General features: G+C 54.1%; 17 protein-coding genes. 15 read left to right on the plus strand and 2 right to left on the minus strand.

Features of this window, described 5'->3' with window-relative positions; all coding sequences use genetic code 11:
* Positions 1-71 precede the first annotated feature (71 nt).
* From ACTH3S_RS02400 to infA, 8 genes are all read left to right on the plus strand, one after another.
* On the plus strand, positions 72-374 hold the full coding sequence (locus ACTH3S_RS02400; protein ID WP_441807425.1) for a hypothetical protein: 303 nt from the start codon (positions 72-74) through the stop codon (positions 372-374).
* A 108-nt stretch (positions 375-482) separates the two neighbouring features.
* On the plus strand, positions 483-1,535 hold the full coding sequence (locus tag ACTH3S_RS02405) for an agmatine deiminase family protein (RefSeq protein WP_441807426.1): 1,053 nt from the start codon (positions 483-485) through the stop codon (positions 1,533-1,535).
* Positions 1,532-2,467 carry a carbon-nitrogen hydrolase gene (locus ACTH3S_RS02410; RefSeq protein WP_441807427.1) on the plus strand — a complete coding sequence of 312 codons (936 nt, stop codon included), beginning with the start codon at positions 1,532-1,534 and terminating at the stop codon, positions 2,465-2,467. The genes ACTH3S_RS02405 and ACTH3S_RS02410 overlap by 4 nt, the downstream gene beginning before the upstream one ends.
* 7 nt (positions 2,468-2,474) lie before the next feature.
* Positions 2,475-3,386, plus strand: a complete 912-nt coding sequence (locus tag ACTH3S_RS02415) for an AAA family ATPase (RefSeq protein ID WP_441807428.1) — start codon at positions 2,475-2,477, stop codon at positions 3,384-3,386.
* 131 nt (positions 3,387-3,517) lie between these two features.
* The gene (gene trxB, locus ACTH3S_RS02420; RefSeq protein ID WP_441807429.1) at positions 3,518-4,471 is read left to right on the plus strand and encodes a thioredoxin-disulfide reductase; all 954 of its coding nucleotides are present in this window, start codon (positions 3,518-3,520) and stop codon (positions 4,469-4,471) included.
* Positions 4,472-4,562: 91 nt separating this feature from the next.
* Positions 4,563-5,276, plus strand: coding sequence for a leucyl/phenylalanyl-tRNA--protein transferase (gene aat / locus ACTH3S_RS02425; protein WP_441807430.1), 714 nt, complete (start codon positions 4,563-4,565; stop codon positions 5,274-5,276).
* Complete coding sequence (locus ACTH3S_RS02430) at positions 5,277-5,990, plus strand: arginyltransferase (RefSeq protein ID WP_441807431.1); 714 nt, start codon at positions 5,277-5,279, stop codon at positions 5,988-5,990.
* A gap of 152 nt (positions 5,991-6,142) precedes the next feature.
* Entirely contained in the window at positions 6,143-6,361 is a 219-nt protein-coding gene (gene infA, locus ACTH3S_RS02435; protein WP_071263575.1) for a translation initiation factor IF-1, read from the plus strand.
* Positions 6,362-6,448: 87 nt separating this feature from the next.
* Here infA and clpA read toward each other — a convergent pair whose 3' ends face one another.
* Together clpA and clpS are read right to left on the minus strand one after the other, a co-directional pair.
* The gene (gene clpA, locus ACTH3S_RS02440; RefSeq protein WP_441807432.1) at positions 6,449-8,719 is read right to left on the minus strand and encodes an ATP-dependent Clp protease ATP-binding subunit ClpA; all 2,271 of its coding nucleotides are present in this window, start codon (positions 8,717-8,719) and stop codon (positions 6,449-6,451) included.
* An 18-nt stretch (positions 8,720-8,737) separates the two neighbouring features.
* Positions 8,738-9,097: an ATP-dependent Clp protease adapter ClpS gene (clpS, locus tag ACTH3S_RS02445; protein ID WP_441807465.1), complete on the minus strand. Its 360-nt coding sequence runs from the start codon at positions 9,095-9,097 to the stop codon at positions 8,738-8,740.
* Between the two features lie 312 nt (positions 9,098-9,409).
* On the opposite strand from clpS, the gene ACTH3S_RS02450 reads away from it, so the two are divergent.
* From ACTH3S_RS02450 to ACTH3S_RS02480, 7 genes are all read left to right on the plus strand, one after another.
* The gene (locus ACTH3S_RS02450; protein ID WP_441807433.1) at positions 9,410-9,727 is read left to right on the plus strand and encodes a cold shock domain-containing protein; all 318 of its coding nucleotides are present in this window, start codon (positions 9,410-9,412) and stop codon (positions 9,725-9,727) included.
* Between the two features lie 174 nt (positions 9,728-9,901).
* Positions 9,902-10,540 carry a pseudouridine synthase gene (locus ACTH3S_RS02455; RefSeq protein WP_441807434.1) on the plus strand — a complete coding sequence of 213 codons (639 nt, stop codon included), beginning with the start codon at positions 9,902-9,904 and terminating at the stop codon, positions 10,538-10,540.
* A complete protein-coding gene (locus ACTH3S_RS02460; RefSeq protein ID WP_441807435.1) occupies positions 10,537-10,986 on the plus strand; it encodes an NUDIX hydrolase in 450 nt (149 codons plus the stop codon). Before ACTH3S_RS02455 ends, ACTH3S_RS02460 begins: the two co-directional genes overlap by 4 nt.
* Before the next feature lie 51 nt (positions 10,987-11,037).
* Entirely contained in the window at positions 11,038-12,219 is a 1,182-nt protein-coding gene (gene mnmA / locus ACTH3S_RS02465; RefSeq protein WP_441807436.1) for a tRNA 2-thiouridine(34) synthase MnmA, read from the plus strand.
* Entirely contained in the window at positions 12,216-12,860 is a 645-nt protein-coding gene (gene hflD / locus ACTH3S_RS02470; protein WP_441807437.1) for a high frequency lysogenization protein HflD, read from the plus strand. Before mnmA ends, hflD begins: the two co-directional genes overlap by 4 nt.
* 89 nt (positions 12,861-12,949) lie before the next feature.
* Positions 12,950-14,317 (plus strand): adenylosuccinate lyase, encoded by a 1,368-nt coding sequence (purB, locus tag ACTH3S_RS02475; protein ID WP_441807438.1) that lies wholly within the window; start codon positions 12,950-12,952, stop codon positions 14,315-14,317.
* 17 nt (positions 14,318-14,334) lie between these two features.
* The gene (locus ACTH3S_RS02480; protein ID WP_441807439.1) at positions 14,335-15,486 is read left to right on the plus strand and encodes a ribosomal protein uL16 3-hydroxylase; all 1,152 of its coding nucleotides are present in this window, start codon (positions 14,335-14,337) and stop codon (positions 15,484-15,486) included.
* The last annotated feature ends 3 nt before the right edge of the window (positions 15,487-15,489 follow it).

Genomic DNA, 15,489 nt, shown 5'->3' on the forward strand with positions numbered 1-15,489 from the left:
TCTCGGATATTACGTTTTATCCATGTCTTCGGAGTGCTTACCGGAGGCCCCGTATTAATGGAGATCCATCAATGACAATAAAGCGAGCCCTGGCTGGTACACTGGCAACGGCATTATTCCTCACTCTCGTCCCTGCTTCTGGCGCACTTGCCGAAGATCTTCGCGTGCCAGTAGGCAGCCAAGCAGATAGGAGCCAGCAAAACATGCCCAGCATGGGAATGACACAAGCTTCCGTGCAATCCGCGTGGGGGCAACCAGACTCAATTGATACCGCTGTTGGGCAGCCTCCCATCAGCCAGTGGCACTATGGCAAGTTTGTGGTTTATTTCGAAAAAAATCGAGTTATCCACTCGGTACTGACACGCCAACGCTGAGACCATCAAAGCAAGCGTTTTCCGCCCGGTGCGTCCGGGCACACACCCTGACGATACGCCGCCCTTTGGTTAGAATGGCGGCTTTTGCACTTTTAAGGTGATTGTAAAGTGACATTCCGACGCGTGTTGCCAGCTGAATGGGCACCCCAAAGCGCCGTAGTACTTACCTGGCCTCACCCAGGTACTGACTGGGCAGGGATTATTGACGAGGTAGAGCCGGTATTCCTTGAAATCGCCCGCTCGGTTCTCCGTTTTGAACATCTGATTATCAGCTGCGAACACGTTATTCGATTGCAGGATCTTGAGCGCGAGCTTAATGCCTGGGCCGATCAACAAGGCCTACCGGGACGTGTGCGTGCGGTACCTGCACCGTCAAACGACACCTGGACCCGCGACCATGGCCCGATTACCGTATTCACAGATGAAATACCCACCCTGTTGGATTTTCGTTTCAATGCTTGGGGCGGCAAATTCCCTTGGGAAAAAGATGACGCGCTCAACCGTCATCTCGCCAACTATGGAGTATTTGGAACCACCCAGATGCAGGCGGTGGACTTTGTACTGGAAGGCGGCTCCATCGAATCAGATGGCGAAGGCACGTTACTCGCGACCAGCGAGTGTCTTCTAACCCCCACACGCAATGCGTCCATGGATCGAGGTGCCATAGAGCAGCTGCTGTCTGAAATGCTCGGCACAGATCGCATCCTCTGGCTCAACCACGGCTATTTGGCAGGGGACGACACCGACAGCCACATAGATACGCTGGCCCGGTTTTGCGCCACGGATCATATCTGCTATGTAGCCTGCCCAGACGTAGCTGATGAGCATTACAGCGCCTTGGCCGCCATGGAAGAAGACCTTAAGGAGTTCCGCCAACGGGATGGATCTCCTTACAAGCTAACCGCATTGCCTTGGCCAGACCCGGTATTCGGCGATGAGGGCGAACGGCTTCCGGCCACTTACGCCAACTTCCTGATCATCGATGGCGCAGTCCTTCTGCCGGTTTATGATGTACCGCAGGATAAGTACGCCACTCGCATTCTCACGGAGATTTTCCCCGACCGGGAGATTATCCCAATCAATTGTCGAGCCTTGGTGAAACAGCATGGCAGCCTGCATTGCGTTACCATGCAGATTCCGGAAGGAGTCGTCACGACATGAGCCAAAACCTAGGCAAACGCCAACCTTCAAACCAACTCGCAGTCGCCGCTATTCAGCAAGCTTGCAGTAAAGACAAGGCGGCCAGCTTGGCAACCACTGAAATGCTTGTTCGCGAAGCCAACGCAGGCGGCGCTGAACTGATTGTTCTGCAGGAACTGCACGCAACCCAGTATTTTTGCCAAACCGAGGATACCAGCATCTTCGACCTGGCCGAGCCCATCCCCGGCCCTACCAGCGAACGGCTTTCCAATCTGGCCAGGGAACTAAGTATCGTCATTGTTGGCTCCATTTTTGAGCGACGCATGAACGGCGTTTATCACAACACCGCTGTGGTTATCGAAAGTGACGGTTCTATTGCCGGCCTGTACCGAAAAATGCACATTCCGGACGACCCGGGCTTCTATGAGAAGTTCTATTTCACCCCTGGCGATGCGCAGTTCAACGACGGCCGAAACGGGTTTTCACCCATCGAGACCTCGGCAGGCAAGCTGGGAGTTCTTGTATGCTGGGATCAATGGTATCCAGAAGCCGCCCGGTTGATGGCCCTAGCCGGTGCCGAGATACTGATCTACCCCACCGCCATCGGCTGGGACACGACCGATGACCCAGATGAGCAGGCCCGCCAATTAGATGCCTGGGTAACGGTTCAGCGTGGGCACGCTATAGCCAACAACCTACCAGTGGTGGCACCCAACCGGGTGGGTACAGAGCCAGATCCTTTGGGACAAACCAGTGGTATCCAATTTTGGGGCAACAGCTTCATCTGCGGTCCACAGGGTGAATTTCTAGCCCGGGCTGACGACACCGCCGAGTGTATTCTGAGCGTGACCATCGATCGCCATCGCAGTGAATCGATTCGCCGCATCTGGCCGTACTTCAGAGACCGGCGCATAGACGCCTACGGCGATATTCTTAAAAGAGTGAGGGATTAAACCCGGTATGAAAAAGCTGGTAGACACCGTAATTACCGAGCTCAATCAGATTCTCCTTGGCAAGGATCACCAGGTGCGCTTGGCCCTTTGCGGCTTACTTGCAAGCGGCCACCTGCTGATCGAAGACATCCCCGGCATGGGCAAAACCACCCTATCCCACGCCTTGGCCAAAGCCATGGGGCTTAGCTACCAACGCATTCAATTTACCAACGACCTGCTGCCCGCAGACGTACTAGGCTATTCCATGTACGACAAACAGGCAGGCAGCTTGGTGTTCCACCAGGGGCCAATATTCGCTCAGGTTGTACTGGCGGATGAGATCAATCGGGCGTCACCACGAACCCAAAGTGCCCTACTTGAAGCCATGGAAGAACGCCAAGTGTCCATTGAAGGCGAGACCCGTCCATTACCACACCCGTTTTTCGTGATTGCCACACAGAACCCGACCGAACAGGGTGGCACCTACCCCTTGCCAGAATCCCAACTCGACCGGTTTTTGATGCGCATACGCCTTGGCTATCCTGATCCCAGGGCCGAGAGAGAACTGCTAGAAGGCGAGGATCGCCGGGCAATGACCGACCGGCTCAACACCCTGCTTTCAGAAGCCGACCTAGCAAAGCTGCAAGATGAAGTGAGCCGCGTGACCGCAAGCCCAGCCCTACTGGACTATATCCAGCGCCTGCTTGAACAAAGCCGCCGAATGCCCGGATTGCTATACGGTTTATCGCCAAGAGCGGGGCTTGGATTGCTGAGAGCCACAAAGGCCTGGGCTCTGATGCAAGGCCGACAGCACGCCCTGCCCGACGACATTCAAGCTGTGTTCCCGGCGATTGCCGAGCACCGGCTTGAACAGGGCGAATCTGGGAAAAGTGCAGAGCGTGTGCGACAGCTGCTAACCACCGTTTCTGTGTTGGGGTAAATAGCGACGCTTTATCAGCCGTATTGGCCAAAACAAATGGAAGCCCGCCGCATTCGTGGTAGCCTTTCCATCTTCCTCGTATTGCCGGCTCTAAAAGAGCCTGACACGTACCGTTTTAGTGAGAGACACCCATGAGCGAAAGCAAACATTCCCGGTTAATCATCCTCGGCTCCGGCCCCGCTGGGTACACAGCGGCTGTCTATGCAGCCAGGGCAAACCTGAACCCAACACTGATAACCGGCATTGAAGTCGGTGGCCAGCTCACCACCACCACCGACGTAGACAACTGGCCGGGCGACAACGATGGCGTTCAAGGCCCAGAGCTCATGCAGCGAATGCTCAAACACGCCGAGCGTTTTGAAACCAGCATCGTTTACGACACGATCAACGAAGCTGACCTGCACAGCCGCCCTTTCCGCCTAAAAGGCGACGGTGGCGAGTACACCTGTGATTCCCTGATTATCGCCACCGGTGCAACCGCCATGTACCTGGGCCTGGAGTCCGAAGAACGCTTTAAAGGCCAAGGCGTATCTGCCTGTGCCACCTGTGACGGTTTCTTTTACAAAAAGCAGAAGGTTGCGGTTATCGGCGGCGGCAACACCGCCGTGGAAGAAGCCCTGTACCTCTCCAACATCGCGGCAGAAGTTACCCTGGTTCACCGCCGTGACAGCCTGCGCGCCGAGAAAATCCTGCAGGACAAACTTTTCGAAAAAGCCGAAAACGGCAACATCAACATTGTCTGGGATCACACTCTGGATGAAGTCTTGGGCGACGGCACCGGCGTAACCGGCATGCGCATCAAAAGCATGAAAGACGGCGCCACACAGGATCTTGACCTTGCAGGCGTTTTCATCGCTATCGGACACAAGCCCAATACCAGCTTGTTCGAAGGCCAATTGAACATGGCAAACGGTTACATCAAGATTCAGTCTGGCTTAGAAGGCATGGCCACCCAAGCCAGCATCCCAGGCGTATTCGCCGCCGGCGACGTTGCCGACCACGTTTACCGCCAAGCCGTGACCTCCGCCGGCTTTGGTTGCATGGCGGCTTTGGATGCTGAAAAGTTTCTGGATCAGCAGGATTAAAACTGATTGAGTTATGCTGGACCAGGTAACTCATAAGTCGATGAGGTGGGTGGGGCCGGCCCCACCCACCGACACTCCCAAGTTGTAGCGAATGACCTCACTACCCTGGCTAGACCCTGACCAACTTTGGTTCCCCCCAGCCGAAGAAGCTCTCGATGATCCCGATGGCCTTCTTGCACTGGGCGGCGACCTATCCACAGAACGTCTAATCCTCGCGTATCGCAGCGGTATATTCCCCTGGTACAGCGACGACCAACCCATACTCTGGTGGTCTCCAGACCCCAGGTGCGTACTGTTTCCAGAAGACATCCACGTATCCCGCAGCCTGCGCAAAACCCTTAACCAGCGCCGGTTCCGAGTAACCACCAACCAAGCTTTCGGCCGCATCATCCGCCTATGCGCCTCCACCCGCAGCGAAGGTACTTGGATAACCGACGATATGATCGCCAGTTACTCAGAACTGCACCGGCAAGGCGCTGCCCACTCCATCGAAGTGTGGAACCAAAAGGGCGAACTGGCAGGAGGCATGTACGGGCTTGCTATTGGGCAATGCTTTTTTGGCGAATCCATGTTCTCGCTGGAAACCAATGCCTCCAAAGTGCTGATGGTTCACCTTGCCCACCAACTGCAAGACTGGGGGTACCGAATAATAGACTGCCAAGTAGAGAGCGACCACTTAATCAGCATGGGCGCACAAACTCTACCCAGAAGCGAGTTTTTATCTATAATCGGTACATACGCAGACCGAAAACCGAATCAGCCCGACTGGACACTCCACTGGCAATGGCTCGGGCCGGAGGCATGAATGAGTAGTCTCAGAACCCTGGTATTCTTCGCAACCCCGGCCCACGATTGCAGCTACCTACCGGATCGCGAAGCAACAACCATGTTTGTTGATCCACGAGCCAACATCGACAAAAAACTGTATAGCCAACTCACATCGTTGGGCTTCCGGCGCAGTGGATCCCATTATTATCGACCCCATTGCGAAGCATGCAATGCCTGCATTCCCGTACGGTTGAACGTAAATGACTTCCGCCCGGATCGCAGCCAGCGTCGGGTCATGAAAAAAAATAGCGACCTTGAGTGCGCACTGGTACCCACAACATTCAGCGAAAGCTATTATCAGTTGTACGCCAACTATGTAGAATTGAGACACAAAGACGGCGACATGTACCCACCCTCGCGGGAACAGTTCACCTCGTTTCTCGTAGAGGGAGCCACAAACTCTCTGTTTCTGGAAATGCGCAAAGATGGAGAGCTGGTGGCGCTAGCCGCCGTAGATGCACTAGATGATGGGCTTTCCGCCATATACACCGTGTTCGATCCGGCCCTGGAGCACAGAAGCTTGGGTACCTTCGCCGTGCTGTGGCAAATCCAAGAAACCCGCCGGCGTGACTTGCCTCACCTATATTTGGGCTACTGGATAAAACAGTGCCAGAAGATGAATTACAAAACCCGCTTCAAGCCGATAGAAGCATTGCAAGACGGTCAGTGGCAAGCAATACACGCCTCTTAGCGCTTCGTGCCGTGGTAGCCGCCTTGGTAAAGGGCAATCAGGCGATGTTTTTCATGGGTGCTTGCTTACACACTTTGCCAAACGCCGATAAATCAGGCAGAATTGCGCAATTTAAAATTACGGAAAGTATTCCCAATAGAGGTTTTTACTGAATGGCGAAGACAGATGCTATTGAAATGGAAGGCGTTATTCTTGATACCCTTCCAAACACAATGTTCCGGGTTGAGCTGAGTAACGGTCATGTTGTTACTGCTCACATCTCCGGCAAGATGCGTAAAAACTATATCCGCATCCTGACTGGCGACAAGGTCAAGGTTGAGTTAACGCCTTACGATCTGAGCAAAGGCCGAATTGTGTACCGCGCCCGCTAAGGCGACGTCGCATAAGCACAAAAAAACCGCTGCATCACTGCAGCGGTTTTTTTGTGGGCGGCGTTCCTTGCCCGCCTAACAGCTGGCTTAAACAGCTTCTGCAGGCTCATCCTCATAGTCAAACACCAACTCATCATCCTTGAGATGGATGAACACATCCCCACCTTTCTCGGATAACTCACCAAACAAAATCTGCTCCGCAAGCGGACGCTTGATCTTGTCCTGAATCAGACGCGACATCGGGCGAGCGCCCATGGTCACATCGTAACCCTTATCCGCCAGCCAGGATTTAACTGCGTCGTCCACATGCAACACCACATGCTTCTCATCCAGTTGCGCCTGCAATTCGGTAAGGAACTTGTCTACCACAAAGGTGATGGTGCTCTTCTGCAGGTCACCGAACTGAATAATACTATCCAAACGGTTTCGGAATTCCGGCGTGAAGGTCTTACTGATGATTTCCATACCATCGGAGCTGTGATCCTGCTCGCTGAAACCGATCGAGCGGCGAGCCATGCTCTCCGCACCGGCGTTGGTGGTCATCACCAGAATCACATGCCGGAAATCGGCCTTGCGACCGTTGTTATCCGTTAAGGTGCCATGATCCATAACCTGAAGAAGCAGGTTAAACACTTCCGGGTGCGCTTTCTCTATTTCGTCCAGCAGCAACACGCAGTGTGGGTGCTTATTCACAGACTCTGTGAGCAAGCCACCCTGGTCATAGCCGACATAGCCAGGTGGTGCGCCAATCAGGCGCGAGACCGTATGGCGCTCCATGTACTCCGACATATCGAACCGAACCAGCTCAACCCCAAGCGCCTTGGCTAGTTGCTTGGTCACTTCTGTTTTACCGACGCCCGTAGGCCCAGCAAACAAGAAAGAACCTTCTGGCTTCTCTGGCGCTTTCAGGCCGGCACGAGCCAGCTTAATGGCAGTAGACAGGGACTCAATTGCGGGATCCTGCCCAAACACCACCATCTTCAGATCACGCTCCAGATTCCGCAGCAGATCTTTGTCGCTAGTGGAAACGTTCTTGGGCGGAATACGGGCAATTTTGGCAACCACATCTTCGATCTCTGGCACACCCACCGTGTCTAGGCGCTTACCCTCTGGCATCAAGCGCTGTCGTGCACCGGCTTCATCAATTACATCGATGGCTTTATCCGGAAGGTGGCGATCCGTAATGTACCGATCCGCCAGTTCCGCAGCCACGCGCAGGGCTTGATCTGTATATTTCAGATCATGGTGCTTTTCAAAGTTCGGCTTCAACCCTTTGAGTATCTGGTAGGTGTCTTCAACACTGGGCTCGTTCACATCAATTTTCTGGAAGCGACGGGCCAGTGCACTGTCTTTCTCGAAGATGCCCCGGAATTCCTGATAAGTGGTTGAACCAATACAACGGATCTCGCCAGAACCCAGCATTGGCTTGAGCAGATTCGAGGCATCCATCACCCCACCAGATGCAGAGCCTGCACCAATAATGGTATGAATTTCATCGATGAACAGAATCGCGTGCGGCTCTTTTTTCAGCGCTGCGAGCAGTGCTTTCAGGCGCTTCTCGAAGTCACCACGGTACTTGGTTCCGGCCAACAGGGCGCCAAGATCTAGTGAGTACACCACGCCATCGGAAATGATATCCGGTACCTGGCCATCGACTATGCGCTTAGCCAGCCCTTCTGCAATGGCGGTTTTACCAACACCGGCCTCACCAACCAGCAGAGGGTTGTTTTTGCGTCGGCGCACAAGAATCTGCACCACACGCTCAACCTCATGTTCGCGACCGATCAACGGATCAATTCGCCCCTGACGGGCCTGCTCATTCAGGTTGGTTGCGTAAGCTTCCAGCGGTTTAGATTGCCCGCCCTCCTCACCAGCTTCCTCTTGGGAGGCTTGCTCGTTGCCGTCCTGTTCTTCAGCGCCCTGAACACGGGAAATCCCATGGGACACGAAGTTGACCACATCGATACGCGCAACACTCTGTTTCTTGAGCACATACACAGCCTGGCTTTCCTGCTCACTGAAAATAGCTACCAGCACATTGGCACCAGTCACTTCTTTCTTGCCGGAAGATTGCACATGAAACACAGCGCGCTGCAGCACTCTCTGAAACCCAAGTGTTGGCTGGGTCTCTCGCTCGTCATCACTACTCGGAATCAGTGGCGTTGTAGAATCCACAAACTCGACCAGCTCATCATGGAGTTGTTTGAGATCTGCTCCGCAGGCTTTGAGAACACCCACTGCAGACTCATTCTCCAACAGAGCAAGCAGTAAATGTTCCACGGTCATGAATTCATGACGCTTGTCGCGGGCACTTTTGAAGGCCGTATTCAGCGTAATTTCAAGATCTTTGCTCAGCATGGGCCACCCCGCCGTCTATCAATCTGCACATTCAATCTCGCAAAGGAGCGGATGATCGCATTCAGAGGAATACTGGTTCACCTGCGCTGCCTTTGTTTCAGCGATGTCTCGGGTGTAAACCCCGCATATCGCTTTACCTTGAGTATGGACGAGCAGCATCACCTGTGTCGCCTTTTCTTCATTCATTCCGAAAAATGTCATCAACACTTCCACAACAAAATCCATGGGCGTGTAATCATCATTCAACAGCATCACCCGGAATTGCGACGGGCGTTTCAGGGCAGGCTTTTCAGGAGCAACACTGAGGTCGTCGTGACGACCCGGCTGTTCATCCTCCCCCTGATTTAATACTAGTAGAGAATTTTCGATAGTCCGCATCATTCTTTACCGGTTCTCGGTGCCTTTTATTAATGTGGTTATCAGGCCCCAGGTTTTCAAGTCAGATCCCGACCTGGGGATGGATTAGTTATCAATACGTACATGATACCGCTTCCGGACTGCGTTCAACCACACAATACAGCAATAGAAACTATTGACTCGACTCCGGGTTTCGCCGAAAGTTAACCTGCAGTGTAAAATAATGTTAATACATGAGTAATTCTTGTAACTGATATTGGCAAAACGCAGAAGCTGAGCCAGTCAGTGAAATGAACAACAACAAGTGACAGCAAAAGAACAGGGGAGTTCATCATGCCAAGGGGCAAGGTAAAGTGGTTCAACAATGCCAAGGGCTACGGTTTCATCATAGAGGATGGCAGCAGTGACGATCTATTCGCCCACTTTTCATCAGTCCAAATGGACGGTTACAAGACGTTGAAAGCGGGCCAGGCAGTCAGTTTCGATAAAAAGCCCAGCGACAAGGGTGTGCATGCCATCAACATCGTACCCGATGAGGAGGCGGGCGGACAGGCCGAAACCCAGGCGGACGCCTCAGAACCCTCTGAAGACTCTGCCGGCACTGAGGAAGCGGATCGCGGAGACTACCCTCCCCGCGCTGCGAACGCCTAAAGCACATACTAGGCAGGCCGCACATAGACTAAGCCCTCCTGCCGGATAGATCCGGCAGGTTTCTGCCCACACATGCTCTGTGCGCGGCATAGGGTTTGTTTCGTGCTTTCAAACGTCTCTTTTTCTACGTACTCTTCCCTCTGATTCTACTTCCCTTGCTCGGGAGCCGGCCCCATGGCTGAACTCATCCTTTTTAATAAGCCTTTCCAGGTGCTCAGCCAGTTTACGGATGAGCCTACATCCGCCGGGCAGAAGCCCCGCTCAACTCTGGCTGACTGGGTTGGTATACCAGGCATCTACCCTGCTGGGCGCTTAGATTACGATTCCGAGGGCCTTCTTCTACTAACCAGTGACGGGCCCTTGCAGCATCGTATAGCGTCCCCCGCCCTAAAGATGGCCAAAACATATTGGGTTCAGGTAGAAGGCAGTGTGTCTGTAAGCGCCATAGAAGCGCTTTGTGCCGGCGTAGCCCTTAAGGACGGCCGCACCCGACCTGCAAAAGCCCGCAAAATGGAGGAGCCGAAGCTGTGGCCCCGAGTTCCGCCGGTGCGCCGGCGCGACACAGTCCCCACCAGCTGGCTGGAACTCACCATAACTGAAGGACGAAACAGGCAGGTGCGCCGGATGACGGCTGCCGTTGGGTTTCCAACGTTGCGGTTGATCCGCTATCGTATCGGCGACTGGTCGCTGGAAGGGCTTGAGCCGGGCACATACCGGAAAACTTCCATCAACCTGCCTGCAACTCCACAACCCGGAAAGCGGCCGACGCGCGCCCGATCCGCCAAAACGCCACGGAGAACCCAAAGATCATGACCTGGACACCTCACGCCACCGTAGCCGTGGTGGTTGAAGATGCGCATGGCCGGTTCTTGATGGTCGAGGAGCGCAGTAGTGGGAGGATTGTATTCAATCAGCCTGCCGGGCACGTTGAAGAAGACGAAGCCATCCTGGACGCTGTAAAACGCGAAGCTCTGGAAGAAACCGGTTGGGATATAGAGCCGGAACACTTTCTGGGCTTGTACACCTATAAGGCACCGACAAACGGCGTAACCTACTACCGCTTCTGTTTCATAGGAAAGGCCCGCCAACAAGTAACCGATGAGCTCGACGTCGGGATCATTGCAGCGCACTGGCTATCCCTGGAAGACATCCGACAGCTAGGCGACAAACTGCGCAGCCCGCTGGTGATCAAAAGCATAGAAGATTACCGAAACGGCCGCTGCTATCCACTGGATGTGATCACAGACTCGCAGACGTAACCGGCGCAAAATGGTAGACTCCCGCGTTTTGCACCGGTGCCTAGAGCTGTCATGACAAATCCATCGTCCGAAACCCTTTCTCAGGAAAACACCCACGTAATCGTCGGCATGTCCGGCGGTGTCGATTCGTCGGTTGCTGCTTGGTTACTCAAGGATCAGGGGTACCAGGTCGAAGGCCTGTTCATGAAAAACTGGGACGAAGACGACGGTACCGAATACTGCACCGCTATGACCGACCTCGCCGATGCCCAAGCGGTTGCCGATGCCATTGGTATTAAACTACACACCGCCAGCTTTGCCGCTGAATACTGGGATCGCGTCTTCGAGCACTTCCTTTCTGAATATCAGGCGGGGCGCACTCCTAACCCGGACATTCTGTGCAACAAAGAAGTGAAGTTTCGGGCTTTCCTCGACTACGCCGTCACACTGGGTGCAGATTATATCGCCACCGGGCATTACACTCGCCAGCGCCCGATTGCCGACGGCTCTGGCAAAGCTCAGTTGCTAAAAGGCCTGGATGGCAACAAGGATCAGAGCTACTTCCTGCATGCCGTGTCTGGCGATCGCATCGCCCGCACACTGTTCCCCGTGGGCGAGCTGGAAAAGCCAGAGGTGCGCCGAATTGCCGAGCAACAGAACTTTGTCACCCACGACAAAAAAGACTCCACCGGTATCTGCTTTATTGGTGAGCGCAAATTCAGCGACTTCCTAAAACAGTATCTGCCGGCACAACCGGGTGATATCGAAACACCAGACGGAAAAAAGATCGGCAAACACCAGGGGTTGATGTATCACACCATCGGCCAGCGCCAGGGTCTGGGAATTGGTGGGCTCAGCGACTTTGGGGATGACCCTTGGTACGTAGCTGAAAAGGATTTAACCCGTAACGTACTAACCGCCGTTCAAGGAAAACATCACCCGCTGTTGTTTTCCCGAGGGCTGCTATCTGGCCCGGTTGATTGGGTGGCCGCAGAAGCGCCGGCGCGGTCTTTTCGATGTAAAGCCAAAACCCGCTACCGACAGCCGGATCAAGATTGCGAAGTGACAGCAATTGAAGGCGGTGTAAAAGTGGTTTTTGATGACGCCCAACGGGCAGTGACTCCAGGACAATCTGTGGTTTTTTATGACGGCGAAATTTGCTTGGGCGGCGGCGTGATCACTGAGACTTGGCGCGACGACGAGGCCCTCCCCGATCGGCTTTCCCAAGCCGGCCCACAGGAGGCTTCCCAATGAGCCAGTCAATCCATGACCAAACCCTCGCACTAGCAGGGGTATTCCAAGCAGCCAACCTAGTTCAGCAAATCGCCAATAACGGAAGCTGCAACGAATCCAGCCTGGAAACCTGCTTGCGCTCACTGTTCGCAACCGACCCGGCCAACACGTTGGATGTATACGGTGGTGAATTAGCGGATATACGAGAAGGGTTGCTCACGCTCTCCACCGTGCTGAGTGAACAGAGCAAACAGCAGGACATAGAAGTACTGCGCTACGTGCTGAATCTGATTCAGCTAGAGTCCAAGCTTAACCGGCATAACGACATGCTGCAGGTAATTGGCAGCCGTATTGACCAGGCCAGGCACACCGCCAGCCATTTCGGTTATATCCACAGCAATCTGATCAGCAACCTGGCTTCAATTTACACAGATACCATCAGCACCTTCCGCCTGAGGATTAAGGTGAGTGGCAACCCCTCACTACTGCAGCGAGACGAGAATGCCGCCAAGGTACGGGCGCTCCTGCTTGCAGGGATTCGCTCGGCGGTGCTCTGGCGCCAAAGCGGAGGCCGGCGCTGGCAGCTGGTGCTTTCCCGCCGCAAGGTGATTGAGCACGCCCGAGAGCTTGCAAAAAAAGCCAACGACTCGTTTCCTAACTGACTCGGCACCACTGATTCACCGGCTGTGCTGGTGTATTATGGTGCCTCCCTTTTTCTGACCCTATTCTTTGATCATTTGAGAGGTTTTCGATGGAACTCAACGCCCTGACTGCCATTTCCCCGGTCGATGGACGCTATGGCAGCAAAGTCAGCGTTTTTCGTGACATTTTCAGTGAGTATGGCCTGATCAGGAACCGCGTAACGGTCGAAGTCCGTTGGCTGCAGCAATTGGCGGCACATCCCGAAATTATCGAAGTGCCAGCATTCAGCTCAGAGGCAAACGCATTCCTTGATAAACTGATCAGCGAGTTCAGCCTGCAGGATGCGGGGCGTATCAAAGAAATTGAACGCACCACAAACCACGATGTAAAAGCCGTTGAGTATTTTATCAAAGAAAAAATTGTCGACGTTCCGGAGCTTCACGCGGTAACCGAGTTTGTTCACTTTGCGTGCACCTCAGAGGATATCAACAACCTCTCCCACGGGTTGATGCTTCGTGAGGGCTTAGATAACGGCCTACTGCCTGCAATGAGCCGGGTTGCCGACAAACTGGCTGAGCTTTCGCAAGAACACGCAGAACAGCCCATGTTGTCCCGGACCCACGGGCAGACAGCCTCACCCACCACCGTTGGCAAAGAGTTCGCAAACGTGGTGTTCCGCCTGCATCGGCAAATCAAGCAGGTCCGTAACATTGAGATTTTAGGCAAGATCAACGGTGCTGTAGGCAACTACAACGCCCACATCTCCGCTTACCCAGCCATAGATTGGGCAGCCAACGCCAAAGCCTTTATTGAAAGCCTGGGCCTCGATTTCAACCCGTACACCACGCAAATTGAGCCCCACGACTACATCGCGGAGCTGTACGACGCCGTTGCCCGTTTCAATACCATTTTGATCGACCTGGACCGGGATATTTGGGGTTATATTTCCCTGGGCTACTTCAAGCAGAAAACCATTGAAGGCGAAGTGGGCTCCTCCACCATGCCCCACAAGGTTAACCCGATCGATTTTGAAAACTCCGAAGGCAACCTGGGCATTGCCAACGCACTACTTGGCCACCTTTCTGCCAAGCTGCCGATTTCACGCTGGCAGCGCGACCTGACCGACTCCACGGTGCTGCGCAACCTGGGCGTAGGTTTCGCCCACAGTTTGATCGCCTACGAGGCCACTCTGAAGGGGCTAAGCAAACTGGAAATCAACCCAGCGCGTTTAGATGAAGATCTGGACAAAGCCTGGGAAGTGCTTGCTGAGCCAATCCAAACCGTGATGCGCCGGTACAACATTGAGAAGCCCTATGAAAAGCTCAAGGCACTGACTCGCGGCAAAGCCATGTCACCAGAAGTCATCAGAAGCTTTGTTGAAAGCCTAGAGATGCCCGATAGCGCGAAGGCCGAACTAATGGCCCTGACACCGGGCAACTACATTGGCAACGCGGTTGATCAAGCCCGCAACATTTGAATTGAGGACGCACACCCATGGATATGCTTGGCGGACTTTCACCTTCCGAGTTTTTGAAGGATTACTGGCAAAAAAAGCCAATGGTCATCCGCCAGGCGTTTCCTGGGTTTCAGTGCCCTGTTGATGGCGATGAACTTGCTGGCCTTGCCTGTGAAGAAGGCGTGGAATCTCGCATCGTTATCGAGAATGAGAACGGCAAGCCCTGGCAACTGCACAACGGCCCTTTTTCTGAAGAACGCTTCAGCCAGCTTCCTAAACAGGACTGGACCTTGTTGGTACAAGGGCTTGATCACTGGATTCCTGAAATAGCAGATCTGCTCGAACACTTCCGATTTGTACCCAACTGGCGCCTTGATGACATCATGGCAAGCTACGCCCCGAAAGGAGGCAGCGTTGGGCCTCACTACGACCAGTATGATGTGTTCTTATTACAGGCACAGGGACACCGTCGCTGGACGTTTGGCGGCCATTGCAACCCCACCTCCCCGCGAGTAGAAGGCACGCCACTGCGGATACTCAGTAGTTGGGAAGGCGAAGAAACCGTTACTCTCGGCCCCGGCGATATGCTGTACCTGCCACCGGGCATTGGCCATCACGGCGTAGCTGAAGACGACTGCATTACCTTATCCGTAGGCTTCCGTGCGCCCACCATCGACGATCTTCTTACCGGGTTTACGGATTTCTTGTGCAATCAACCAGACGCTGCCAATCACCTGAATGATCCGGATCTTCAGGTTCAGAATAATCCCGGCACCATCGCACCTGAGGTTATTGACCGGCTGCAGGCTGTTTTAGCCGAGAAGCTCCAGGACAAACGCCAGTTGGCCCTATGGTTTGGCCAATACGCCACGGCACCGAAGAGCATGGATGTTGTGGCGCCCGCAGATGAGCCCGCATCGGATGAAGATTTTGCCGAGGCCGTACGGGCTGGCGAGCACCTGCGCTGGAACGAAGGCTCCCGCTTTGCCTATCATGAAGAGGGCGACCAAACCGCTCTGTTTGCAGACGGAGAGCAGTTTTTGCTCAAGGGAGAAGCTCGCCCACTGGCACCCTTGCTGTGTGCCGGCGCCCACATAAATATGAGCGCGCTGGTTCAGTATACGGACGACCCGGCCCTGCTTGGTCTGCTAACAAATCTGTACAACCAGGGCTCTATATATTTCGAGTAATGC

It is taken from the genome of Marinobacter sp., from assembly GCF_052094685.1.
Taxonomy (GTDB): domain Bacteria; phylum Pseudomonadota; class Gammaproteobacteria; order Pseudomonadales; family Oleiphilaceae; genus Marinobacter.

Excerpts from the sequence above, each read along its gene's own strand:
- infA (WP_071263575.1), top strand. The coding sequence starts at position 6,143 with ATGGCGAAGACAGATGCTATTGAAATGGAAGGCGTTATTCTTGATACC.
- purB (WP_441807438.1), top strand. The coding sequence starts at position 12,950 with ATGGAACTCAACGCCCTGACTGCCATTTCCCCGGTCGATGGACGCTAT.
- clpS (WP_441807465.1), bottom strand. The coding sequence starts at position 9,097 with ATGCGGACTATCGAAAATTCTCTACTAGTATTAAATCAGGGGGAGGAT.
- ACTH3S_RS02450 (WP_441807433.1), top strand. The coding sequence starts at position 9,410 with ATGCCAAGGGGCAAGGTAAAGTGGTTCAACAATGCCAAGGGCTACGGT.
- aat (WP_441807430.1), top strand. The coding sequence starts at position 4,563 with ATGACCTCACTACCCTGGCTAGACCCTGACCAACTTTGGTTCCCCCCA.
- ACTH3S_RS02455 (WP_441807434.1), top strand. The coding sequence starts at position 9,902 with ATGGCTGAACTCATCCTTTTTAATAAGCCTTTCCAGGTGCTCAGCCAG.
- hflD (WP_441807437.1), top strand. The coding sequence starts at position 12,216 with ATGAGCCAGTCAATCCATGACCAAACCCTCGCACTAGCAGGGGTATTC.
- trxB (WP_441807429.1), top strand. The coding sequence starts at position 3,518 with ATGAGCGAAAGCAAACATTCCCGGTTAATCATCCTCGGCTCCGGCCCC.
- ACTH3S_RS02430 (WP_441807431.1), top strand. The coding sequence starts at position 5,277 with ATGAGTAGTCTCAGAACCCTGGTATTCTTCGCAACCCCGGCCCACGAT.
- ACTH3S_RS02410 (WP_441807427.1), top strand. The coding sequence starts at position 1,532 with ATGAGCCAAAACCTAGGCAAACGCCAACCTTCAAACCAACTCGCAGTC.
- ACTH3S_RS02415 (WP_441807428.1), top strand. The coding sequence starts at position 2,475 with ATGAAAAAGCTGGTAGACACCGTAATTACCGAGCTCAATCAGATTCTC.
- clpA (WP_441807432.1), bottom strand. The coding sequence starts at position 8,719 with ATGCTGAGCAAAGATCTTGAAATTACGCTGAATACGGCCTTCAAAAGT.
- ACTH3S_RS02460 (WP_441807435.1), top strand. The coding sequence starts at position 10,537 with ATGACCTGGACACCTCACGCCACCGTAGCCGTGGTGGTTGAAGATGCG.
- ACTH3S_RS02400 (WP_441807425.1), top strand. The coding sequence starts at position 72 with ATGACAATAAAGCGAGCCCTGGCTGGTACACTGGCAACGGCATTATTC.
- mnmA (WP_441807436.1), top strand. The coding sequence starts at position 11,038 with ATGACAAATCCATCGTCCGAAACCCTTTCTCAGGAAAACACCCACGTA.
- ACTH3S_RS02480 (WP_441807439.1), top strand. The coding sequence starts at position 14,335 with ATGGATATGCTTGGCGGACTTTCACCTTCCGAGTTTTTGAAGGATTAC.